At 71.1% G+C, this 20777-nt stretch carries 25 protein-coding genes and 1 pseudogene; 14 read left to right on the forward strand and 12 right to left on the reverse strand.

The window, feature by feature from the left end:
- Nucleotides 1-49: 49 nt before the first annotated feature.
- The 10 genes from RM704_RS39740 to RM704_RS39785 all read left to right on the forward strand — a co-directional run bounded on the left by RM704_RS39740 (nt 50) and on the right by RM704_RS39785 (nt 5448).
- On the forward strand, nt 50-286 hold the full coding sequence (locus RM704_RS39740) for a gas vesicle protein GvpG (protein ID WP_438828982.1): 237 nt from the start codon (nt 50-52) through the stop codon (nt 284-286).
- Entirely contained in the window at nt 283-1113 is an 831-nt protein-coding gene (locus RM704_RS39745) for a hypothetical protein (RefSeq protein WP_033532777.1), read from the forward strand. Before RM704_RS39740 ends, RM704_RS39745 begins: the two co-directional genes overlap by 4 nt.
- Nucleotides 1106-1282, forward strand: a complete 177-nt coding sequence (locus RM704_RS39750; RefSeq protein WP_157856850.1) for a hypothetical protein — start codon at nt 1106-1108, stop codon at nt 1280-1282. Before RM704_RS39745 ends, RM704_RS39750 begins: the two co-directional genes overlap by 8 nt.
- 3 nt (nt 1283-1285) lie before the next feature.
- Nucleotides 1286-1876: a gas vesicle protein gene (locus RM704_RS39755; RefSeq protein ID WP_033532776.1), complete on the forward strand. Its 591-nt coding sequence runs from the start codon at nt 1286-1288 to the stop codon at nt 1874-1876.
- 69 nt (nt 1877-1945) lie between these two features.
- Entirely contained in the window at nt 1946-2248 is a 303-nt protein-coding gene (locus RM704_RS39760; protein ID WP_033532809.1) for a gas vesicle protein, read from the forward strand.
- A complete protein-coding gene (locus RM704_RS39765) occupies nt 2229-2642 on the forward strand; it encodes a gas vesicle protein K (protein WP_033532775.1) in 414 nt (137 codons plus the stop codon). Before RM704_RS39760 ends, RM704_RS39765 begins: the two co-directional genes overlap by 20 nt.
- Nucleotides 2643-2703: 61 nt before the next feature.
- Entirely contained in the window at nt 2704-3180 is a 477-nt protein-coding gene (locus RM704_RS39770; RefSeq protein ID WP_033532774.1) for a nucleoside deaminase, read from the forward strand.
- Nucleotides 3164-4138, forward strand: coding sequence for an isopenicillin N synthase family dioxygenase (locus tag RM704_RS39775; protein WP_033532773.1), 975 nt, complete (start codon nt 3164-3166; stop codon nt 4136-4138). Before RM704_RS39770 ends, RM704_RS39775 begins: the two co-directional genes overlap by 17 nt.
- A gap of 145 nt (nt 4139-4283) precedes the next feature.
- Nucleotides 4284-5069, forward strand: coding sequence for a hypothetical protein (locus RM704_RS39780; protein ID WP_311592731.1), 786 nt, complete (start codon nt 4284-4286; stop codon nt 5067-5069).
- Nucleotides 5062-5448: a GntR family transcriptional regulator gene (locus RM704_RS39785; protein ID WP_033532771.1), complete on the forward strand. Its 387-nt coding sequence runs from the start codon at nt 5062-5064 to the stop codon at nt 5446-5448. Before RM704_RS39780 ends, RM704_RS39785 begins: the two co-directional genes overlap by 8 nt.
- On the opposite strand, the gene RM704_RS39790 is transcribed toward RM704_RS39785, so the two are convergent.
- Both RM704_RS39790 and RM704_RS39795 read right to left on the reverse strand, forming a co-directional pair.
- On the reverse strand, nt 5445-5657 hold the full coding sequence (locus RM704_RS39790; protein ID WP_033532770.1) for a hypothetical protein: 213 nt from the start codon (nt 5655-5657) through the stop codon (nt 5445-5447). The two genes, RM704_RS39785 and RM704_RS39790, sit on opposite strands and share 4 nt — an antisense overlap.
- A 52-nt stretch (nt 5658-5709) precedes the next feature.
- Complete coding sequence (locus RM704_RS39795; RefSeq protein WP_311592740.1) at nt 5710-6114, reverse strand: DUF7848 domain-containing protein; 405 nt, start codon at nt 6112-6114, stop codon at nt 5710-5712.
- 9 nt (nt 6115-6123) lie between these two features.
- On the opposite strand from RM704_RS39795, the gene RM704_RS39800 reads away from it, so the two are divergent.
- The 4 genes and pseudogenes from RM704_RS39800 to RM704_RS39815 all read left to right on the forward strand — a co-directional run bounded on the left by RM704_RS39800 (nt 6124) and on the right by RM704_RS39815 (nt 9481).
- Nucleotides 6124-6321 carry a hypothetical protein gene (locus tag RM704_RS39800; RefSeq protein ID WP_157856849.1) on the forward strand — a complete coding sequence of 66 codons (198 nt, stop codon included), beginning with the start codon at nt 6124-6126 and terminating at the stop codon, nt 6319-6321.
- Between the two features lie 143 nt (nt 6322-6464).
- Nucleotides 6465-7205, forward strand: a pseudogene (locus tag RM704_RS39805) (helix-turn-helix domain-containing protein); the annotation flags it as partial.
- Nucleotides 7206-7290: 85 nt separating this feature from the next.
- Entirely contained in the window at nt 7291-7548 is a 258-nt protein-coding gene (locus tag RM704_RS39810; protein ID WP_078937592.1) for a DUF397 domain-containing protein, read from the forward strand.
- A gap of 73 nt (nt 7549-7621) precedes the next feature.
- Entirely contained in the window at nt 7622-9481 is a 1860-nt protein-coding gene (locus RM704_RS39815) for a hypothetical protein (protein WP_192829894.1), read from the forward strand.
- 44 nt (nt 9482-9525) lie between these two features.
- Here RM704_RS39815 and RM704_RS39820 read toward each other — a convergent pair whose 3' ends face one another.
- The 10 genes from RM704_RS39820 to hemL all read right to left on the reverse strand — a co-directional run bounded on the left by RM704_RS39820 (nt 9526) and on the right by hemL (nt 20023).
- Nucleotides 9526-10074 (reverse strand): DUF1062 domain-containing protein, encoded by a 549-nt coding sequence (locus RM704_RS39820; protein ID WP_107072486.1) that lies wholly within the window; start codon nt 10072-10074, stop codon nt 9526-9528.
- A 208-nt stretch (nt 10075-10282) separates the two neighbouring features.
- Complete coding sequence (locus RM704_RS39825) at nt 10283-11365, reverse strand: CU044_5270 family protein (RefSeq protein ID WP_033532765.1); 1083 nt, start codon at nt 11363-11365, stop codon at nt 10283-10285.
- The gene (locus tag RM704_RS39830; RefSeq protein WP_052146625.1) at nt 11362-12048 is read right to left on the reverse strand and encodes an RNA polymerase sigma factor; all 687 of its coding nucleotides are present in this window, start codon (nt 12046-12048) and stop codon (nt 11362-11364) included. The genes RM704_RS39825 and RM704_RS39830 overlap by 4 nt, the downstream gene beginning before the upstream one ends.
- A gap of 111 nt (nt 12049-12159) precedes the next feature.
- The gene (ccsB, locus tag RM704_RS39835) at nt 12160-13257 is read right to left on the reverse strand and encodes a c-type cytochrome biogenesis protein CcsB (RefSeq protein ID WP_033532764.1); all 1098 of its coding nucleotides are present in this window, start codon (nt 13255-13257) and stop codon (nt 12160-12162) included.
- Nucleotides 13254-15119, reverse strand: coding sequence for a cytochrome c biogenesis protein ResB (gene resB / locus RM704_RS39840; protein ID WP_033532763.1), 1866 nt, complete (start codon nt 15117-15119; stop codon nt 13254-13256). Before resB ends, ccsB begins: the two co-directional genes overlap by 4 nt.
- 4 nt (nt 15120-15123) lie before the next feature.
- A complete protein-coding gene (locus tag RM704_RS39845) occupies nt 15124-15906 on the reverse strand; it encodes a cytochrome c biogenesis CcdA family protein (protein ID WP_311592748.1) in 783 nt (260 codons plus the stop codon).
- Between the two features lies 1 nt (nt 15907).
- The gene (locus tag RM704_RS39850; RefSeq protein ID WP_033532762.1) at nt 15908-16507 is read right to left on the reverse strand and encodes a TlpA family protein disulfide reductase; all 600 of its coding nucleotides are present in this window, start codon (nt 16505-16507) and stop codon (nt 15908-15910) included.
- Between the two features lie 65 nt (nt 16508-16572).
- The gene (locus RM704_RS39855) at nt 16573-17841 is read right to left on the reverse strand and encodes a polysaccharide deacetylase family protein (RefSeq protein ID WP_107072485.1); all 1269 of its coding nucleotides are present in this window, start codon (nt 17839-17841) and stop codon (nt 16573-16575) included.
- Between the two features lie 191 nt (nt 17842-18032).
- On the reverse strand, nt 18033-18707 hold the full coding sequence (locus RM704_RS39860) for a histidine phosphatase family protein (protein WP_033532760.1): 675 nt from the start codon (nt 18705-18707) through the stop codon (nt 18033-18035).
- Nucleotides 18704-20023 carry a glutamate-1-semialdehyde 2,1-aminomutase gene (gene hemL / locus RM704_RS39865; protein WP_033532759.1) on the reverse strand — a complete coding sequence of 440 codons (1320 nt, stop codon included), beginning with the start codon at nt 20021-20023 and terminating at the stop codon, nt 18704-18706. The genes RM704_RS39860 and hemL overlap by 4 nt, the downstream gene beginning before the upstream one ends.
- Nucleotides 20024-20777 lie beyond the last annotated feature (754 nt).

The raw sequence follows: 20777 nt of genomic DNA on the forward strand, positions 1-20777 counted from the left end.
CTTCGACCTGGGAGGCGATGTGGTGGGACTGGTCGGAACCATTCTGTCGTTGCCTGTCGCCCCTGTGCGGGGCGTCGGGTGGGTCGTCGACAAGGTGCGGCAGGTCGCCGAGGACGAGTACTACGACCCGGGGCCGGTCCAGGAGGAGTTGGTGAACCTGGAGCAGGCGCGGACCGAGGGACGGATCGGCGAGGAGGAGTTCACGCGGCGCGAGGATGAGTTGCTGGGGCGGCTGGCGGAGATCAGTGCCTATCGGCTCCAGCAGCAGAGGGAGACGGAGTCATGAACAACGCCAAGATGGGCGCGGCCGTCCTCGGTGGTTACCTGCTGGGACGGACGAAGAAGGCCAAGATCGCCGTCGGCCTCGGTGCGCTGCTGGCCGGGTCCCGGGTCAGGCCCGGGCAGCTGGGTAAGGCGCTCGACGCCCCGTTCCTCAGTGACCTCACGCGCCAGGTGCGCGACGAGCTGGCGGGCGCGAGCAAGGCCGCAGCGACCTCCGTGCTGACCGCGAAGGCCGACAACCTCGCGGACGCCCTGCACGAACGCACCGTGGGACTGCGGGAGCGGGCCGAGACCGATGGCGGCGCGCCCGACGACGAGGCCGAGGACGAGCCCCAGGACGAGACCGAGACCGAGGACGAGACGCCCGAGGACGAGACGCCCGAGGACGAGACACCCGAGGACGAGACACCCGAGGACGAGACACCCGAGGACGAGACCGAGGACGAGACCAAGGGCGAGGACGAAAGCGACGCCGACGAACCCGAGGACGAAGGCGACGCCGACGAACCCAAGGACGAAGACGAGGCCGAGGACGAGACCGACGAACCCAAGGACGAAGACGAGGCCGAGGACGAGACCGACGAACCCAAGGACGAAGACGAGGCCGAGGACGACGCCGACAAAGCCAAGGACGAGAGCAAGGACGAGCGCCAGGCTCAGGGCCAGGGCAAGGGCAAGCGGACCGGCAAGGCGGCCGGATCGGGAGCGGGTTCACGCCGCAAGAGCGCGCCGCAGTCGAGAGGTACCGGGCGTGCGAAGAAGGCGACCGCCGCCGCGAGCCGCGCCAAGAGCAGCAGTGGCACCCGGTCGAGGAGCCAGGACGATGGCTGAGCGCGGAACGGCGAAGGGGGGCTCGGCCGGCGGCACCGGCACCCTCAGCAGAACGGGGGACGACTCCGGCGTGAACGCGGGCACGACCTGGCTGAAGGAAGAGCTGGAGGAAGAGCTGGAGGAGCACATCGAGGCCCGGCTGCAGAAGACGCGGTCTAGGAGGTCGTGAACCGTGACCCAGTCCGGCTCCCCCGTCCCCTCGCCCTCGACTTCACCCTCGCGGAGCGCCTACCCGTACGGCGGTGGTCAGGGCTCCAGCGCGAACCTCGCCGACATCCTCGAACGGGTGCTCGACAAGGGCATCGTCATCGTCGGCGACATCAAGATCAACCTCCTCGACATCGAGCTGCTCACCATCAAACTGCGCCTGCTGGTGGCCTCGGTCGACAAGGCCAAGGAGATCGGCATCGACTGGTGGGAGCACGACCCCGCGCTGTCCTCCCGCGCGCACAGCTCCGACGGCCGCCGCTCCCTCGCCGACGAGAACGAGCGGCTGCGCGCCGAGGTGAAGGAGCTGCGCCGACGAGTCGAGGAGCCCCCTCCGGCGCTGAGCGCGAGCGGATCGACCGAGCGCCCGGAGCGCCCGGAGCGCCCGCGCAAGGAGGTCCGCCGCAAGGAGGCCCGTCCGGAGAGCCGGGGTGAGCCCCGCACCGAGCCCCGGGCGGCGGAGCCCCGGCGCAAACGGCGCAAGCCGGTGAACGTCGACGCCGAGGGCGACGAGGGTGACGCGGGTGACGAGGACGAGGACGAGCACCGTGGCTGAGGAAGGCCCCGCCCCCCGATGAGCGCGTACAGCGGCCACGACGCGCACGACGCGCACGACGACCGTGACATGCGCGACGACCGTGCCGCGTACGACCACCCCTACGCGTACGACGACGATCGCGACCGCCCGATCAGTGGACGCCAGGTCGCGCTGATCGACCTGCTCGACCGGCTCCTGAGCGGCGGTGTCGTCCTCACCGGAGACCTCGTCCTGAGCATCGCGGACATCGACCTGGTGCGGGTGTCGCTGCGCGCGGTGATCGTCGCCGTCCGCGAGCAGATGGACGAACAGTGGGCCCTTCCCCTGTCCGAGCCGAGGCCCTTGGAAGGGGCGGAAGGAGACGACGATCATGGCGAGCCCTCTGCCTGACGGCGGCCCCCACGTCGACCGTCTCCGTGAGGTGTCCGCGGCCGCGCACCGCGCGTTCTCCCTGCTGCCGGCCCGGCCGGAGGAGGTCGCCCCGCCACCCCCGACCCGGGGCGAAGCCGTGGCGCGCCGGTTGCGCACCGACCCCGACACGGTCGAGCGGGACCTCGTCCGCCTGGTCCTCACCATCGTCGAACTGCTCCGCCAGCTGATGGAACGCCAGGCCCTGCGCCGCGTCGACCAGGGCGGACTGACCGAGGAGCAGGAGGAACGCCTCGGCATGACCCTGATGGTCCTGCACGAGCGCATGACGGAACTCTGCGACCGCTACGACCTCACCCTGGACGACCTCAACCTCGACCTCGGCCCGCTGGGCACCCTCCTCCCCCCTCCCTGATCTCACCGCCCCGATACGCGCCAGGCACGTGACCGCCTCACGTCGCGGGCAGAGTGAGGTCATGGACCAGGACCAGGCACGCAGGTGGCTCGTCACCGCCGTCGAGGAGGCGCGGGCGGGGCTCGCGGAGGGCGGCATCCCCATCGGAGCCGCGCTCTACGGGCCGGACGGCGGGCTGCTCGGGCGCGGGCACAACCGCCGCGTCCAGGACGGCGATCCGTCCCTCCACGCCGAGACGGCCGCGTTCCGCGCGGCCGGCCGGCAGCGGACGTATCGCGGTACGACGATGGTGACGACGCTCTCGCCGTGCTGGTACTGCTCCGGACTGGTACGGCAGTTCGGGATCTCGCGGGTGGTGGTCGGGGAGGCCACCACCTTCCACGGCGGCCACGACTGGCTCGCCGAGCACGGTGTGGAGGTCCTGGTGCTGGACGACCCGGAGTGCGTGGCCCTGATGCGCGACTTCGTCGAGCACCACCCGGCTCTATGGAACGAGGACATCGGTGACGCCAGTGACATCAGTGACGCCGGGGGGTAGGCCCCGTGTCCCCACCATCGACCTGCGCCCCTGGCTCGACGGCGGCCCCGAGGACCGCGCCAGGATCGCCCGGACCGTCGACGAGGCGCTGCAGAGCGCCGGTTTCCTGCTCGTCACCGGCCACGGGGTCGATCCGGCCCTCCGGACGCGCATCCGGCAGGCCGCGCGGGCCTTCTTCGCCCTGCCCGTCGAGGCCAAGCAGGCGTACGAGGTGAAGGTCGGCGGGCGCGGCTGGCTCGGGCCCGGGGCCGAGGCGAACGGGTACGCCGAGGGTACGGAGACCCCGCCGGACCTGAAGGAGTCGCTGACGTTCGCGACGCACGAGCCGTTCGACGACCCGGTCGTGAACGCGGAGTGGTACGCGCCGAACGTGTGGCCGACGGAGGTGCCGGAGCTGCGGGCGCTCTGCGAGGAGTACCTGGCACGGATGGGAGAGCTGGAGAACCTGCTGCTCTCCCTCCTCGGCGAGGCCCTCGGGCTGGAGCCGGACTTCTTCTCCCGCCATATGAGCCACCCCACCTACGGCTTCAACATCAACTGGTACCCGGGCACGGACGTCATCGGCGACCCCGTGCCGGGCCAGTTCAGGATCGGCCCGCACACCGACTTCGGCACGGTCACCATCCTCGACCGGCAGGCCGGGAAGGGCGGGCTCCAGGTGTACACGGACGAGGGCGGCTGGGAGGACGCCCCGTACGACCCGGCCGCCTTCACGATCAACATCGGTGACCTGATGGCCCGTTGGACCGGCGACCGCTGGCGGTCCGGACGCCACCGCGTCCTGCCGCCCCCGGCCGACGAGCCCGCCGAGGAGCTGATGTCGCTGGTCTACTTCGGCGAGTGCACCCCGGGCACGGTCGTGGAGTCGGTGCCCGCGCCGATCGGGCGGGTGGCGTACCCGCCGGTGGACTCGCACGCGTATCTGCGGGCGCAGCTGGACTCGATCACGGTCGACTGACCACGCCCTCCGGGCACGAGGGAACCTCTTCGGCCCGGAGCCCGTCTTCCCCCGCGTCAGCTTGTACCGAGCGTTTGACACAAGATCCCGGCCACGGCATCTTGTACCCACTGCTTGATACAAGATGATCCGGGGGGATCTTTCCATGCTCGACACCGCCCCGCTCCAGCATCGGCTCCTCGACCACGCCGACCACTACGCCCGCTGGTCCGGTCTCGCCATCGGTCTGGTCGTCGCGCAGGAGCTGTCCACGCTCGGGCACATCGAGTTCGAGCAGCGGGTCGTGTTCTGCCTCACGGCCTTCGGCCTGTGCGCGGTGGCCGGTGTCCTCCTCGCCGACGCCCTGACCCTGCGCCCGCAGGACGCGGTGCGCACGGCGAGTCTCGCCCCGCGCCTGGTCAGAGACCATGTGCCCCCGCGCATGGGCCCCCTGATCGCCCTCCAGGGGGTCTCCCTCGTCGCCCTGCTGGTGATCACGGCCGCCACGGCGTCCGTCGACGGCGACCGGATGTTCATCACCGGGAAGGCCGTCGACATCACCTGCAACGGGATGCGCGCGACCCTCGGCCCGTGGCCCGGCCTGTACTACAGCCTCCCGATGTTCGGCGCGCTCGCCATAGCCACCCCCACCTGCGTCTGGGCCCTGCGCCGCATCGCGCACGGGCCGGGCGAGGAACAGCAGCGCCACGACCGCGCGTGGGCGGTCACCGGGGCCTGGGGCCTGCTGGTGTCGAGCCAACAGCTGTACGCCGTCCTGATGATCTCCGTCGCGCTGACGGAGACGGGCTGCGCCGGCACGCTGGGCGCGATCACCTTCTGGGTGTTCTACCCCCTGGCCCTGCTGAACCTGTTCACCGTCGTCTGGTCCCTGGTCACCGTGGTCGCACCCCGCGCGGTCGAGGACGAGGACGGGGCCCCCGGCGATGAGTGACCCCGCCGTCCGCGTCGACACCACCAGCCAGGTCCCGCCGTACGAGCAGATTCGCGCGCAGCTCGCCGCGCTGATCGTCACCGGCCGCCTGGCCGAGGGTGAACGGCTGCCGACCGTGCGCCAGCTGGCCACCGACCTCGGCCTCTCGCCGGGCACCGTGGCCCGCGCCTACCGCGAGCTGGAGGCCGCCGAACTGATCCGCACCCGCCGGGGCGCGGGCACCCGGGTGGCGGCTCCCCGCACCGGACCGGCCCGCCCGCACGCCCCTCAACTCGCCACCTTGGCCCGCGACTTCACCGCCTCCGCCCGCGCCCTGGGCGCCGACACGGAGTCCATCCTGACCGCCGTCCGCGACGCCCTGGGCCCGGACCGGCCCTAGCGCCGGCCCCTCCAGAAAGTGCTCCCGAGAACACCGCCCGCGCCGCCGCCAAGCACCAGACCCATCGTCAGGTTGTCGAAGACGGCCACCCCCAACGCGACACCGACCGCGATACCGATCAGCATGCCCACGGCAAGCCCGACACCAACGGACGACACCCCGTCGGCAGCGCCGTTCTCCCCGCCCCCGCCATCCTGACCGTTCACCATACGATCATCCTGTCAGACCGACTGGTGGGGGCGAGAGGTGCGCCTGCCTCCCTCAACGGGGCACCTCCTCCAACGGTTCCAGCACCGAGTAGTCCCCGAAGCTGCGCCGGTAGCGCAGGTGCCGTGTCTCCTGCGTGTGCCTGCGCTGCCACTCCTCCACGGCCGCCGGATCGCCGTGCACGCCCGACTCCGCGCCGCACTCCGTCTCGTCGCCCGACACGCACCGCGCCTCGTACTCCGGCTCCGCCGTCAGATCCTGCGCGATGACGTACGGCACGTACCGGAAGACGCGGCGCGTGCGAGTGCCTCCGCCGTGCTCCCGTCGCTGATGGTGACGGAGCAGCACGTTCGCGTCCGTCTCCGCGCTCCGGTCGTACCGCGCCCGCGCCTCGTCCCGCCGTACGGCCAGCTCGGCGCACGCCGTACATCCCGTCACCGGAACGGGGGGCGGACCCAAGGGGTCAAGTTGACGCAACGTCACACCCTCCTCTTCGTACGGCGGTTGGCCGCCCTGACCTGCGCCCCGAGCCGCTCCGCCGGAGTCGCCGGCCGCAACGTCGCCGGATCCGCCTCCCACTCCCGACCGCCGCCCACCGGACGCAGCATCGCGTACGGCCCGACCCTGTCCCGGTACTCCCCTACGCGCCGCGTCCGCGGATCGTAGACAAGCTGCCCCTCTGGTTCCACGCGCACTCCACAGCCCTGTTCGTCACTCTGGGTGTATCCAGCGTCGCCCACGGGAACGGTCGATATCAACGCGGGACGTGTGGCACTGGACCACTGCCACACGCGGTACGAGGGGGCGTCATGGCAAGGCGGAACGCGGACGGGGCAGTCGGGGCCGGGAGTTCGGTGCTGTTCGGCGAGGTGCTGCGGCACTACCGCGAGGTGGCCCTGCTGACGCAGGAGGCCCTGGCGAGAGAGATCCCGTGCGACCGCTCCCAGGTGGCGAAGATCGAGGCGGGCACCAGGGTCCCGAGCGACCAGTTCGCGAAGCGGTGCGACGAGGTGTTGGGAACGGGTGGGGTGTTGGCCCGGATGTGGGCCAAGGTGGACTGGTATCCGCAGGTCGAGCATCCGGATTGGTTCAAGCGCCGGGCCGAGATGGACGCGGTGGCCGTCGGCCTGCGGGAGTACCAGGAGCAGGTCGTTCCGGGCCTCTTGCAGACCCCGGCCTACGCACACGCACTGTTCTCCCAGGTCCTGGCCGATGACGAGGCGGACGAACGCGTTCGGGCCAGGATGAGCCGCCAGCCGCGCTTCCTGGCAGACGGCGGTCCGCTGTACGTCGCGGTCCTGGACGAGAGTTGCCTGCGCAACGCGGTCGGGAGCCCGGAGGTCATGCATGAGCAGTGCGCACGACTGCTCAGCGTCGGACGACGGCCCAACATCCGTATCCAGGTGGTCCCGGCGGATCTCTACGGACTCATCCGCCCCAAGGTCTCCATGTCCCTGATCGACCTGCCCGGCGAGCGTTGGGTCTACTCGGAGTCGCAGCACAGCGGCCATTTCAACAACGATCCGGCCGTCTACACCCGTGACAGCCAGACCTATGATGTGCTCAGAGCGGACATCCCGTCAGCCCGCGAGTCCGCCGCTCTGATCAGCGACGTGATGGAGGGGTACGAGCGTCATGGACAGGTACGACCTGAGCGCGGCGATCTGGATCAAGAGCAGCTACAGCGGCAACGACGGCGGCAACTGTCTGGAAGTCGCGACCTGGATCAAAAGCAGCTACAGCGGCGACAATGGCGGCAACTGCATCGAAATCGCCCCCCATATCCCCGCCGTCGTCCCCGTTCGCGACAGCAAGAACCCTGACGGACCCGTACTGGTCATCAACCGTCCCGCTTGGCTCTCCTTCATCGGCGCTCTTCGGTCGGAGTCGTAAGCGAACGGGCAGGGTTCGTCGTACTCCGAAACAACTGCCCCTCTCCGCACAGCTGTTGATAACCACAGCAGCTATGACAACGGCAACGACACCGACCCCCGCCCTCTTCGACATACCCAGGGCGTACGAACACTCCCCCGAACTCCCCTTCGTGGTGCTGGCGGGAGCCCGGGGGCTCGGCAGGAGCACGGTGCTGCGGGAGTTGTGCGCGGCCTACCGGGGGCGCGGCCCCGTCGCGTTGATCGACGGGGAGGAGAGCCGGTTCGACCGGCCTCCCCCGGGCCGGCCCCCCGCTTCCTGGTCACCCGTGTACGAGGCGTTGGCCGTGGTCGCGGAGCAACTGGGGGAGCCCGACGGCGGGGCCGGGCGGATCACGTTCCCCCGGCTGGCGTGCGGGCTGCTGGCCGTCGCGGCCGGTGGCTGGGGGGACCGCGGACTGTCGCGGATCTGCGCGGAGGCGGAGCGGGTCCTGCTGCTGAGCGACACGGGCGGCTGGCTGGCGGGGCGGTGGGTCGGGAAGGCCGTGGCCCGGCTGGTGTCGTCGATGTCGGACCAGGGGCCGGTGGTCGAGGCGATCATCGAGTCCGCGTTGGAGGCGTTCAGCGAGGGGATGTCGTCCTCGCACCGGCGGCTGCGCCGGGGCGCCGTCTGGTACCGCGACCACCCGAACGCGGCCGGGAACCCCAAACTCGGCCTGGTCCTCCTCTCCCGGCACTTCCGAGCGGGCGGCGACGCCCGGACCCACGCCGAACACCATCTCGTACGGGCGCTGCTGGCCGACCTCGACGACGCGTACGCGGGGGTCACGGGGGTCGTGCAGCGCCCGCAGCGGGCCGGGCGGCCGATGGTGCTGCTGGACAACGTGCAGGAGGCGGCGGGGCGGCGGTTGATGGAGTCCGTATTGCGGGCCCGGGCGAACGGCCGGACCGACCAGGTGACGTTCGTCGCCGGACTGCGGGGACAGGGCCACCCCGCCCTGCGGAACGCGACCCGCCGCACGCTCGCGGAGGCGACCCGTGGGGCCGACTGGGCACCCGGCGGTACGCCGTCCTCGCACGCCCTGCTGGTGTCACTGCCGCCGCTCTCCCCCGACGACACGCGGCACGCCCTGGAAGGTGCCTGTCCCGGGCTCGCGATCCCGCCCCGACTCCCCTTCGCCGTCCACCGATTGACCGGCGGCAATCCCCTCGGCACAGCGCTCCTCGCCGCATCGGCCGGCCGCAACCTGGCCCGGGGACTCGCCACGCCGGCCGATCTGCTGCTGGCGGAGGACAGCGGACGCCGTACCTACGAGGCCGCGCTGGACCGTCTCCTCCCGGACGAGGACCACCTCGACGAGCTGGCCGTCCTGTCCCTCGCCCACGACCACGACTCGGCGGTCGTCCTGGCGGAGTCCCAACTTCCGGTCAACTTCGGCGAGTCGGGCGTACGGGCCCTGGCGAGCCGCTTGGCGGCGGAGGGCCACGCCCCCTGCCCCGACCACTTCGTGAGCGACCCCTTCCTGCGGGCACTGCTCCTGCTGCGCCTGCGCCACGGCCGCCCCGACCGCCCGGCATGGCGGGACGCCCACCGGACCCTGGCGGCCCACTACGCAGGGAGCGCCCGCCCCCTGCACCACGCACACCACGAACTCGCCCTCGGCAACCCCGACTTCGCGGTCGCCCACCTTCACGACACGTACCACTCCACGGAGCCCCGGGACTGGCTCGCCTCCCTCACCTTCCTCACCTCGGCCCCGCACCACAGCCCCGACGACGCCCACCTCCCCGCCCCCCTCGGCCCGGCCGGTACGGACCCGGACCTCCGGCTGCGGGTGCGCCGCGTCCTCCACGCGGCCCGGCGGACGACGGATCCCTTCTCCCCACCCGCCCCGGAGGCTGCCGACGACCTCCGCCGAGACCTGGCGTCCCTCCTCCCTGAATCGGTCCTGTAGACGGCGGGGGCCAGGGGCCACTGCCCCTGGCCCCCGCGTGGAGCTCAGCGCTTGAGCGTGAAGGTGAAGTCGTCGGAGAGCCGGCCGCTCAGCCGGGCCGCCGAGACGAGCCCGCCCTCGGCGAGGAGCCTCTCGACCTCGGCCCGCGCCAGGCCGCACCCCTCGGCGATCAGCCGCACCGGCCGGACCGGGATCGGCGCCGCGAAACGGACCGAGACGTCGATGACCTCACGGTCCAGGTGATCCGCTCCGCCGGTGTCGAGGCGCCAGGCGCCCGCCCAGTCGAGGGCGACACGGTTGCGGCGCCGCAGGACCGGATCCTGGAGGAGCTCGGCCGCCAGGCCGGGATCGTTGGCGTGCAGCCGGTCCAGCAGTTCGGGTCGTACGGAGCGTACGTTCGTCCGCTCCAGGACCGTGATCTTGGCGGTCTCCCCGCACCCGGTACAGAGCACGAGGAGCCAGACGTCGATGAGTTTGTGGTGGGCGTTGACACGGAACTTGCCGTTCGCCCGGAAGCGCTCGGACGCGCAGGTGCGGCAACGGCGGAGAACGAGCGGCAGGCAGGTGGGCATGACCACCCAGTCATGGAGCACAGAAGTACACCGGTTTCAGTGAGAAGTCCGCAGCGGTAAGCAGCGCGGCACGCTGGGCGCGACGCGCGACAGATCAGCTCTCGGGGGGTCTCACACGGTGTACAACGGCACGTCCTCGCCTCGACGACTCGGGTCGGCAGCACGGTAACGACACACGGCGGCGCGGCTCCACCGGTTTTCGACCGCCGCGCCGCCGGCTCCGTCGCCTCTAGGGCCGTTCGCTGGTCCGGTCGACCACCGCGCGTTCCAGGATCGCCACCGACAGGACGAGGTCGCCTGCTTCGAGGGTGTCGCAGGAGTCGGCCGGAGGGTCGAGTTTGACGGTGTCGCCGGCGAGGAAGGCCAACGTCCGCGTGTCGAAGAGGAGTTCGTGCCGGGTGGGCCCGTGGCCGCGGTCCTCGGGCCAGTCGCCCTCAAGGCCGACGGAGATCCCCGTACGGCCCGCCGCGTCGACGGATCCCTCGTACACGGTCAGTCCCGGGATCCGCGCGAGGGCCCGGTACAGCGCGGCCTCGGTCTTCGGCGGCAGCAACTGCTCGGCGAGCAGCGCGGACGCCTTGTCGAAGGCCCGCCGGTGGGCCGACTTCGCGCCGGACGCCCGCTCGTCGCCCTTCAGTCCGTACAGGTAGCGGTACATCCCGTCGGCGTCGGTCGGCAGTTCGTCCTCCACCTCCCGGAAGAAGTTGACGCCGTTCTTGACGGGCAGCTGCGTGCCGATGGAGATCTCCACGACCTCACCGCCGTCCGGACGCTCCCGGGACAGCCCGTTGTGCTGCCCGTCCACCGACCACCAGACCTCGCGCAGGCCGTAGGGGTACCCCTCCAGGGTCATGGGGCAGGGCATGTCATTCTTCTCGGAGTCCATCTTCCAGTGGTAGTCCTCCCGTTCGGTGTAGACGAACTGGTCGTCCCTCACCTTGGGCAGGCTCCGCTTCCCGGCCGCCTCCGCGACCCGCTCCAACAGTTCGGCCGCGCTCTCGTCGCTGCGCCTCGCCTCGGCCGGTCGCCGGTCGCCGGAACCGTCCGCATGTGTGGTCAGCGGCAAGGCCGCCTGCTGCGTCACCGCGGCACCCACCACGACCGTGGCCGTCAGCACGGCGGCCACGGCGGGCCACACGAAGGCGGGCCGCCGCCAGGCCGGCCGTACGACCGGGGTCCCGCCGCCGCTCTCGATCTCACGCATCAACTGCTCCCTCAGGACACGGTGACGGCCCGGAGGAAGTTCCCGCTCGACGGCGGCCGGGACGCCGGCACCGGCCGGCTCGTCCCGGGGGGACGGGTTGTCGTTCACGGGTTCCCCTCCTGGATGGGCCCGGCCACGGAGGCGCGGCCGTCTCTTGTCTGTCCGCGGCGGGCGTCGGGTTCCCGGGCACCCTGCTCCCGGGCGTCCCGATTCCCGGCGCCCCGCTCCCCGGCCGCCAGCTGCGCGGCGAGCTTGGCGCGGGCCCGGGAGAGGCGGGAGCGCACGGTGCCGACGGGGATGCCGAGCGCCTCCGCGGCCGCCGCGTAGTCGAGGCCGCCCCACGCGCACAGCGCGAGCACCTCCCGCTCGGGCCGCCGCAGCCGGTCCACCGCCGTGCGGACGGCCCGCAGATACGCCTGGTCGTCGAGGTTCCCGGCGACCTCGTCGGCGAAGTCCCGCACGGACTCGGGTCTCGGCAGCCGCGCGACGGCGGCGGTGTGGCGCCGGCCGGCCCGGCGGGTGTTGCGGGCCACGTTGGTGGCGATGCCGAGCAGCCACGGACGCGGCGAACCACCCTCCGCGTCCAGCCGCCCCCGGAGCCGCCACGCCTCCAGGAAGGTCAGCGACACGATGTCCTCGGCCGTCGACCAGTCCCCCGTCAGTCGGAAGGCATGGTTGTAGACGGACCGCGCGTAGGCGTCGAAGACCTCCCCGAACGCCCCCGCGTCCCCGTCCCTGATCCGGGCGCGCCACGCACGCCGGTCCCCCGTGTCCCCGTCATTCGTCTCCACGTCCTCCCCCTGTCCGTACACCGAAGGCCGGTTCCCGTGACCCATGTCACAAGAGAACCGGCCTTCGGTGTACGGAAACCGTACGGAGGAGGCGGGAAGGGGCTGCCGTGGTCAGCCGACGTCCGCGTAGGAGTGCTTGCCGCTGACGAAGATGTTGACGCCGTAGTAGTTGAACAGCCAGCAGGCGAAGGCCGCGAGCGCGATGTACGCGGCCTTGCGGCCCTTCCAGCCGGCGGTGGCGCGGGCGTGCAGGTAGGCGGCGTAGAAGACCCAGGTGATGAACGACCAGGTCTCCTTGGGGTCCCAGCCCCAGTAGCGGCCCCACGCGTCGCCCGCCCAGATGGCGCCCGCGATGATCGTGAACGTCCACAGCGGGAAGACGGCGGCGTTGACGCGGTACGAGAACTTGTCGAGCGAGGCCGAGGCCGGCAGCCGCTCCATGACCGAGGTCGCGAACCGGCCCGGCCGGCCGCCGCTCGCGAGCTTGCTCTCGTAGGAGTCCTTGAACAGGTACAGGATCGTGCCGACCGCCCCGACGTAGAACACGGCGCCGCAGAAGATCGCCGTCGAGACGTGGATGTACAGCCAGTACGAGTGCAGGGCGGGAACCAACTGGTCGCTGGCGGTGTACAAGACAGTGACGGCGAGACCGAGATCGAGGAGGACGGTCGTGATGAGCGGCAGCCCGAGCCAGCGCACGTTCTTCTTCAGCGCCAGCAGCGAGAGGTACACCCCGACGGCCACGGTGGAGAAGGTGATGTTGAACTCGTACATGTTGCCCCACGGCGCCCGCTGCACCGAGAGGGCCCGCGTGAGCACCCCGCCGAACTCCACCAGGAAGGCCACCACCGTGAGGGACACGGCGATACGGCCGTAGAGGTCGCCCTGCTCGTCCCCGCCGTGGGCGCCGGGCCCGTCCGGCACGTCCCGGGAGCCGGTGGCGGCCCGCACGACCACCTTCGGCCGCTCCAGCACACCGGTCCCGCCGGCCGTCTTCACCGTCACCGCGGGCGCGTCCGCCTTCCTCGTGGCGGCGGCACCGCCCTCGGCGGTCAGCGCGGCGGCCGTCCGGCCCACCTTGCTGCGGCTCCCGAAGAGCCATTCGGCGATGTAGGCGAAGAAGGCCAGGGTGTACACGGCCATCGCGGAGTAGATCAGCGTGTTGCTGATGTTCGCGAGATTTTCGTTGGTGGCGGCGGCGAGAATCACTGCTCAGCCCCTTCGGAGGGTACGGCTGGGGGTTGGGGGGAGGGGGACTTCGGGCCCGCGCTCTCTGCGGGCAGTCGTGCCGCTGGGGCGGCAGTGGGCGCGGCGGCACCCGGCAAGCGCCGGTCAGCCTCACCACCCTCGGCCTCGGCACCGGCACCGGCACCGGCAGGCGGCTCACCATCGGAACCAAGCTCAGCGGCAGTCGGAACCTCGTCATGCACTACTGCGGCCAAGTCACCCAACTCCTCCGGCACCTTCGCCGACTCGCTGCGCCCGAGGCCCGCCATCTCCACGACGGTGACGCCGTCGGGGCCGGTCACCGCCCGCACCCACACACGGCGGCGCTGGACGAAGAGGGACGCGGCGAGGCCGAGAATCGCGGCGATCGCCCCACCGAGCGCCCACCCGCTGCCGGGCTGCTGGGTGACCTGGAAGCCGGCCCACTCCTTCACCCCGTCGAAGGTGACCGTGCCGTTCCCGCCGGGCAGCGTCATGGTCTCGCCGGGTTTCAGGTTCTCCCGCACCTGCGCGCCCTTGGAGTCCTTGTACGCGGTCAGCTTCCGCTTCTCCAGCCGGTACACGCTCTGCGGCACACCGGAGTCGACCCCGAGGTCCCCGTGGTAGGGCTCCAGGTTCAGCACGGGGTTGAGCAGCGCCGGGAACTGCGAGAGGACGGCCGTGTCGGGCCCGCCGTAGGACGGAAGGAAGAACGCCTGGAAACCGAGCTGCTCCCGCTTCCCCTCGGCGTTGCGGTAGCCGTCCATGACCTTGATCGCGCCGGAGGAGGTGACGTTGGAGTCCAGCGGCAGCAGCGGCGCGGCATCGCTGAAGACGACCTTGCCGTTCCCGTCCCGGACGGTGATGACGGGGGCGTACCCATGGCTGACGAGATAGACCTTCGAGTCGCCGATCTCCAGCGGCTTGTTGACCTCGATCTTGGTCGACCGCTCCTTGCCGTCGGCGCCGACGGCGTAGTCGATGTAGGCCTCGTAGATGCGCGGGGTGCCCTTGTTCGGGCCGCTCGCCTCGTAGGTGCCGCGGAAGTTCTTGAGGTCGAAGCTGAAGGGGTTGAGGTCCTCGGCGGTGAAGAGGCTGCCGGACTTGAAGTCGTCGTACTGCGTGAGGGTGTTGGCGAAGCCGTCGCCCTCGACGATCAGCTTGTTGCCCTCGGAGCGGTAGAGCTGGCCCCAGGCGAAGGCGACGAGCATCACGATCAGGGCGATGTGGAAGGCGAGGTTGCCGGCCTCCCGCAGATAGCCCTTCTCGGCGGCGACCGCGTCGCCGACGAGGTGCGCGCGGAACCGGCGCTTGCGCAGCACCTTCAGCGCCACCTCGCGCACCTGCTCGGGCTCGGCCCGCGTGCGCCACGTCGCGTAGGCGGGCAGCCGGGTCAGCCGCTTGGGGGCGCCCGGCGGGCGGCCGCGCAGCTGGCCCACGAACTGCCAGGTGCGGGGCACGATGCAGCCGATGAGCGAGACGAACAGCAGGATGTAGATCGCCGAGAACCACGCCGAGCTGTAGACGTGGAACAGCCCGAGCTTCTCGTAGATCGGCCCCAGGGTGTCGTGCCGCTCCATGAAGTCGGCGACCCGGGTCTCGTCCTGTCCCGACTGCGGGATCAGCGAGCCGGGGATCGCCGCGAGCGACAGCATGAACAGCAGGATCAGCGCGACCCGCATCGACGTCAGCTGCCGCCAGAACCAGCGGGCCCACCCGATCGCCCCCAGCGCGGGCAGTGTGGGCGCGTCCTCCTGCGGAGCGGTGGAGAGCTGCGATCCGGCGGCACCGAGGTCGTTGTCGTCGGCGGCTGCGCCGCCGCGCCGGGCGGTGTTCTCGCGGTTGCCGGAGTCGGTCGTCGTCATTGGCTCAGATCCCAGGGGTGAAGCCGGAGGACCAGACCTGCATCTCCTGAATGATGCGGTCCCAGGCGCCGGTCAGCATGAGCAGTCCGATCGTGATCATCATGCCGCCGCCGATGCGCAGCACCCACGCGTAGTGCCGCTTGACCCAGGCGAAGGCGCCGAGCGCCTTGCGGAAGGCCACCGCGGCGAGCACGAAGGGCAGGCCCAGCCCCAGACAGTACGCCACCATCAGCAGGGCTCCCCGCCCGGCGCTGGCCTGTTCGAGGGCGAGCGCGTTGACCGAGGCGAGGGTGGGTCCGATGCAGGGCACCCAGCCGATGCCGAACAGCGCGCCGAGTATCGGGGCGCCCACCAGACCGGTGGCGGGCCTGGTGTGGAAGCGGAACTCCCGCTGGGTGAACCAGGGCATCAGCCCCATGAAGAACAGACCCATGGCGATCATGAGCCCGCCGAGCACCTTGGTGAGGACGTCCTGGTGCTCCAGCAGGGTCCGGCCGAAGTAGCCGAAGAGCGCGCCGCTGGAGACGAACACGACGGTGAACCCGAGGACGAACAGCCCGGCACCGGCCACCATCCGGCCCCGGCGGGCGTCGACCAGGTCGGTGCCGCCGACCCCGGTGACGTACGACAGATAGCCGGGCACCAGTGGCAGGACACAGGGCGAGAAGAAGGAGACGAGCCCGCCGAGGACGGCGATCGGCAGGGCCAGCAGCAGGGCGCCGTTGAAGACGGTCTCGTTCAGCTCGGCGGCGGTCGTGATGAGCGCGGACGTTCCCGACACCTTCACGTCACTTCTCCGCGAGGATCGGCTTGAGCATCTTGCGCAGCTTCTCCTCGCTCAGCGCCTGCTGTGTGCGGGCCGCGAGCTTCCCCTCCCGGTCGATGACCAGGGTGGAGGGGATCAGCTGCGGGTTGAGCGAGCCCTTCTCGAAGCGCAGCAGCAGCTTGCCCGTGGGGTCGTACAGGCTCGGGTACTCGACCTTGTACTGCTCCTCGAAGGCGACCGCGGGCCGGGTGCTGGTGTCGCGGGTGTTGATGCCGACGAACTGCACGCCCTGGTCGGCGAGGTCCTCGGAGACCTTCGCCAGGTTGGGCGCCTCGGCACGGCACGGCGCGCACCAGGAACCCCACACGTTCAGGACGATGATCTTGCCCTTGAAGTCGGAGAGGTCCAGCTGCTCGCCGTCGATGGTCTTCCCGGAGAGGTCGGGGGCGGTGTCCCGGTCCCCCTGCTGCACCGTGGCGATCCCGTCGGAGCCGGTGATGAACCCGGTCTGACCGCCACCGCCCTCGATGCCTCCGCCCGCACAGGCGGACAGCGTCAGCGCCAGGGCGGCGGCCCCGGCGGAGAGCAAAGCGGCACGACTGCGGCTCGTACGGACACTCATGTGAAAAGTTTCGCATGCCCGTTTCGGGGTCTTACGGCGGGGTCGACGGCCCTCTTGTCCGCAGGTCAGGCGGCTGACCCGGCCCCCAGGAACTCCTTCCACCCGCCCGTCGGCCGCTGCCCCACGCCGAGGGTCTGGAGCTTGGCCAGGACGTCCGGCGTCTGCACGTCCATCCAGTCCACGAACTGCCGGAACGAGACGATCCGTATCTCCCCGTCCTCGGCCTTCTCCTTGGCCCGCGCGATGTGCTTGAGGGCGTTCTCGACGGCGTCCATGTAGACCCCGCCGTTCCACTCCTCGAAGTGGTTCCCTATGAACAGCGGCGCCCGGTTCGTCTCGTACGCCCGCTGGAACCCGGCGACGTACGCGCCGGTCGCCTGGGTGCGGTAGGCCGGGTAGTTGGCGGGCGGGGCCTGGGTGGAGTTCTGGGACTGGTTGTACATGATGTTGTAGTCCATGGAGAGCACCTCGAAGCTCCGCCCGGGGAACGGCACGGACTGCAGGGGAAGGTCCCACAGCCCCTGCTTCTTCTTCGGCCAGACCTGGAGGCCGCCGGGCGAGGAGGAGTCGTAGCGCCAGCCCAGCTCGCGCGCGGTGGGCAGCAGGTTCTCCTGCCCGAGCAGACACGGCGTGCGCCCGCCGACCAGCTCCTTGTCGTAGTCGAACGGCAGGGGCTCGACGTCCGTCCAGCCGCTGTTGGTCCGCCACTCCTTGACGAAGGACTTCGCCTGGTCGATCTCGCTGCGCCACTGCTTGGGCGTCCAGGTGCCGACCGAGCCGCTGCCGCCGCAGAAATGGCCGTTGAAGTGGGTGCCTATCTCGTGCCCGTCGAGCCAGGCCGTGCGCAGGTGTCCCAGCGTCGACTTGATGTGCTCGTCCGTCAGGTAACCGATGTCGGAGGCGCCGGGCGCGTTGTTCGGCGGCAGGTACGCGCGCTTCTTCGACTCGGGGAGGAGATAGATCCCGGAGAGGAAGAACGTCATATGGGCGTCGTGGTCCCGCCCGGCCTTCAGGAACCGCTCGAAGAGCCCGTTCCCGACGTCTCCGGCCCCGTCCCAGGAGAAGACCACGAACTGCGGGGGCGTCTCGCCGGGCGCCAGCGGCCGCGGCCGGCCCGGCTGGTTCGGCTGCTTCCCCGTGTACGAGGTCGACCCGTCGCCCAGCGGCTTCGCCGTCGTCCCCTGCTTCTTCCGCCCCGAGCCCTTGCCGCCACCACCGGCCCCGCCGGCCTCGCTCGGCCTGCCCCCGAGGCCCGTACCGCACCCGGTCAGCCCCAGCCCGGCGGCCGCTCCCGCGCCGAGCCCCAGCACTCCCCTTCGCGACAGTTCGCGCATTACGTCCCCCTTGGTCAGCTCACGCACCGTTCACGTGAAGCACACCGTTTGAGAGGGGTGAGAGGAGGCGGCGGTTCCTGTTGATCTCGAAGAAAGTCGGATGCCGTTCAGGGGCGCGGGGAGCTGCGCGACCAGCCACAACGGGCACGCGGCTCCCCCATCGCGTCAAGTCCGGTCGTCCTGCGGGACGTTCACGCCCCGAAGGCCTTGTCCTTGCCCTTGACCGGCTTGGCGCCCGCCAGCAGATGCGGCGGCACGAGGTCCCGCGCCGGCTCGCTGTAGCCGACGGAAACGATCCTGTCGCCCTGGTACGTGAACGTGGTCAGGGACGCGAGGGTGCACTGCCGCCGGCGCGGATCGTGCCACAGCCGCCGCTTCTCGACGTACGACCGCACGATCCAGATCGGCAGCTGGTGCGAGACCAGCACGGCCTCGTGCCCGCGCGCCGCGTCCTTCGCCGCGTCGAGCGCCCCCATCATCCGCACGACCTGGTCGATGTACGGCTCGCCCCACGACGGCTTGAAGGGGTTGACCAGGTGCTTCCAGTTCTCCGGCCGCTTCAGCGCGCCGTCGCCGACCCCGAAGGTCTTGCCCTGGAAGACGTTGTCCGCCTCGATGAGCCGCGCGTCGGTGGCGAGGTCGAGCCCGTGCGCCTTGGCGATCGGCGCCGCCGTCTCCTGCGCCCGCTCCAGCGGGGAGGCGACGACGTGCGTGATGCCCCGGGGCGCCAGGTGCTCGGCGACCCGGTCGGCCATGCGCCGTCCGAGGTCGGAGAGGTGGTACCCGTGCAGGCGCCCGTACAGGATCCCGTCCGGGTTGGCGACCTCGCCGTGCCGCATCAGGTGGACGACCGTGATGTCACTCATGCTGCCGAAGCCTCCGCTGCTGCCCGTGCCGCCGCCGGAAGGGCGTCGGCGATCCGCTGAACCGCCCGCTCGTCGTGCGCGGTCGACACGAACCACGACTCGAACGACGACGGCGGCAAGTAGACGCCCTGCGACAGCATCGAGTGGAAGAAGGCGTTGAAGCGGTACGACTCCTGCGCCTTGGCCTCCTCGTAGTTCCGCACGGGCGTCTCCGTGAAGAACACGGAGAACATGTTGGAGGCGTTCTGCAGCGTGTGCGCGACGCCCTCCTTGCTGAGCGCGTCGCTGACGAGCCCCTGGATCTGCCGGGACACGGCGTCGACGACGTCGTACGCCGCCTCGTCCAGCAGTCGCAGCTGCGCGAGCCCGGCGGCCGTCGCGACCGGGTTCCCGGAGAGCGTGCCGGCCTGGTAGACGGGCCCGGCGGGCGCGAGGTACGCCATCACGTCGGCGCGCCCACCGAAGGCCGCGGCGGGGAAGCCGCCGCCCATCACCTTGCCGAAGGTCATCAGGTCCGGGACGACCCCGTCGATCCCGAACCACCCGGCCCGGCTGGTCCGGAACCCGGTCATCACCTCGTCGGAGACGTACAGCGCGCCGTTCTCCGCGCAGACGTCCTTGAGTCCCTGGTTGAAGCCCGGCAGCGGCGGGACGACGCCCATGTTGCCCGGGGAGGCCTCGGTGATGACGCACGCGATCTCGCCGGGGTGGGCGGCGAAGGCGGCGCGTACGGCGTCGAGGTCGTTGTAGGGGAGCACGATGGTGTCGCCGGCCTGGGCTCCGGTGACGCCCGGGGTGTCGGGGAGCGCGAAGGTGGCGACACCGGACCCGGCGGCGGCGAGCAGTGAGTCGACGTGACCGTGATAACACCCGGCGAACTTCACGACCTTGGCGCGGCCGGTGAAACCACGGGCGAGCCGGATCGCCGACATGGTGGCCTCGGTCCCGCTGGACACCAGCCGCACCTGCTCCAGCGGCCCGACCCGGTCCACCATCTCCTCGGCGAGCGCGACCTCGCCCTCGCCGGGCGTACCGAAGGACGTTCCGCGCGAGACGGCGTCCTGGACGGCGGCGATGACCTCGGGACGGGAGTGCCCGAGGATCATGGGACCCCACGAACACACAAGATCTACATACTCGCGGCCGTCGGCGTCCGTCAGATACGGACCGGTACCGGACACCATGAACCGGGGCGTACCGCCCACGGCACGGAAGGCGCGCACGGGAGAGTTCACGCCGCCGGGCGTGACGGCCGCCGCGCGGTCGAAAAGAGTCTGCGAAACTGGGGCTTCGTACGGATAGCTCACACAGGCCATGGTGTCAGAGGCTCCGAAGATCCCGCCGACTGGTGTTTGCGCGCACGTTTCGGCGAGCGGTCGCGGGGGAGGTCACTGACACGATGATCGGGTTGCGCGGCGGGGGTCACGCGGCCCAGAAATGCGTTCGGGTGGAGATATGCATCGCGGTGGCGGACTGGGCGAGGGGACCGGTGACCTCGGTCCTCGTCGTGCCCGGCGGGGCAGGCACCGGCGCGAGGCGGAGGAGGCCGCGGAGACACGGCAGGAGCGGGGCGGATCGACCGACCGGAGCGCGCCGGGCGAGGTGAGCGGGGCGGCCGGGCCGGGCCCGCAGCCGTCGTCGCCGGGGCCGGGTCCGCAGGGTGCGCCGCCGGCCCGTCCGGCGGGACCGCCGACGCCGCCCGTGCCGCCCCTTCCGTCGGTACCGCCGCCCCCCGCGGGGTCGCCGGGGTCACAGCCCCCGTACGCACCGCAGGGACAGCCGGGCGTGTACGGTCCGCAGGGTGCACATGGCACACACGACCCACACGGCTCGCTCGATCCTCTCGACTCACGCGGTGCGAGGGACCAGCGGCAGGAGGCTCCGCCCCGCTCGCGTCGTCGACGCGGTGCGCAGGGCGACACCGACCGTTCGCAGACCGGTATGGGCCGGACCGGAGCCGAGACCGAGGCCGAGGCGGGCAGTGGTCTGCCCGGCGCGGGGAGCGGGCGGATTCCGGCCGGTTCCGACCGGTCCGCCGGTGGCCCCGACCGCCCCGAGAGTGGATCCGAC

Origin of the sequence: Streptomyces gottesmaniae, assembly GCF_031845845.1 — a bacterium.
GTDB lineage: Bacteria > Actinomycetota > Actinomycetes > Streptomycetales > Streptomycetaceae > Streptomyces > Streptomyces akebiae.

Bases quoted from the DNA above. Each gene is read 5' to 3' on its own strand.
- RM704_RS39745 (WP_033532777.1), top strand. From the start codon at position 283: ATGAACAACGCCAAGATGGGCGCGGCCGTCCTCGGTGGTTACCTGCTG.
- RM704_RS39750 (WP_157856850.1), top strand. From the start codon at position 1,106: ATGGCTGAGCGCGGAACGGCGAAGGGGGGCTCGGCCGGCGGCACCGGC.
- RM704_RS39760 (WP_033532809.1), top strand. From the start codon at position 1,946: ATGCGCGACGACCGTGCCGCGTACGACCACCCCTACGCGTACGACGAC.
- RM704_RS39765 (WP_033532775.1), top strand. From the start codon at position 2,229: ATGGCGAGCCCTCTGCCTGACGGCGGCCCCCACGTCGACCGTCTCCGT.
- RM704_RS39770 (WP_033532774.1), top strand. From the start codon at position 2,704: ATGGACCAGGACCAGGCACGCAGGTGGCTCGTCACCGCCGTCGAGGAG.
- RM704_RS39780 (WP_311592731.1), top strand. From the start codon at position 4,284: ATGCTCGACACCGCCCCGCTCCAGCATCGGCTCCTCGACCACGCCGAC.
- RM704_RS39785 (WP_033532771.1), top strand. From the start codon at position 5,062: ATGAGTGACCCCGCCGTCCGCGTCGACACCACCAGCCAGGTCCCGCCG.
- RM704_RS39790 (WP_033532770.1), bottom strand. From the start codon at position 5,657: ATGGTGAACGGTCAGGATGGCGGGGGCGGGGAGAACGGCGCTGCCGAC.
- RM704_RS39810 (WP_078937592.1), top strand. From the start codon at position 7,291: ATGGACAGGTACGACCTGAGCGCGGCGATCTGGATCAAGAGCAGCTAC.
- RM704_RS39815 (WP_192829894.1), top strand. From the start codon at position 7,622: ATGACAACGGCAACGACACCGACCCCCGCCCTCTTCGACATACCCAGG.
- resB (WP_033532763.1), bottom strand. From the start codon at position 15,119: ATGACGACGACCGACTCCGGCAACCGCGAGAACACCGCCCGGCGCGGC.
- RM704_RS39850 (WP_033532762.1), bottom strand. From the start codon at position 16,507: ATGAGTGTCCGTACGAGCCGCAGTCGTGCCGCTTTGCTCTCCGCCGGG.
- RM704_RS39855 (WP_107072485.1), bottom strand. From the start codon at position 17,841: ATGCGCGAACTGTCGCGAAGGGGAGTGCTGGGGCTCGGCGCGGGAGCG.
- RM704_RS39860 (WP_033532760.1), bottom strand. From the start codon at position 18,707: ATGAGTGACATCACGGTCGTCCACCTGATGCGGCACGGCGAGGTCGCC.
- hemL (WP_033532759.1), bottom strand. From the start codon at position 20,023: ATGGCCTGTGTGAGCTATCCGTACGAAGCCCCAGTTTCGCAGACTCTT.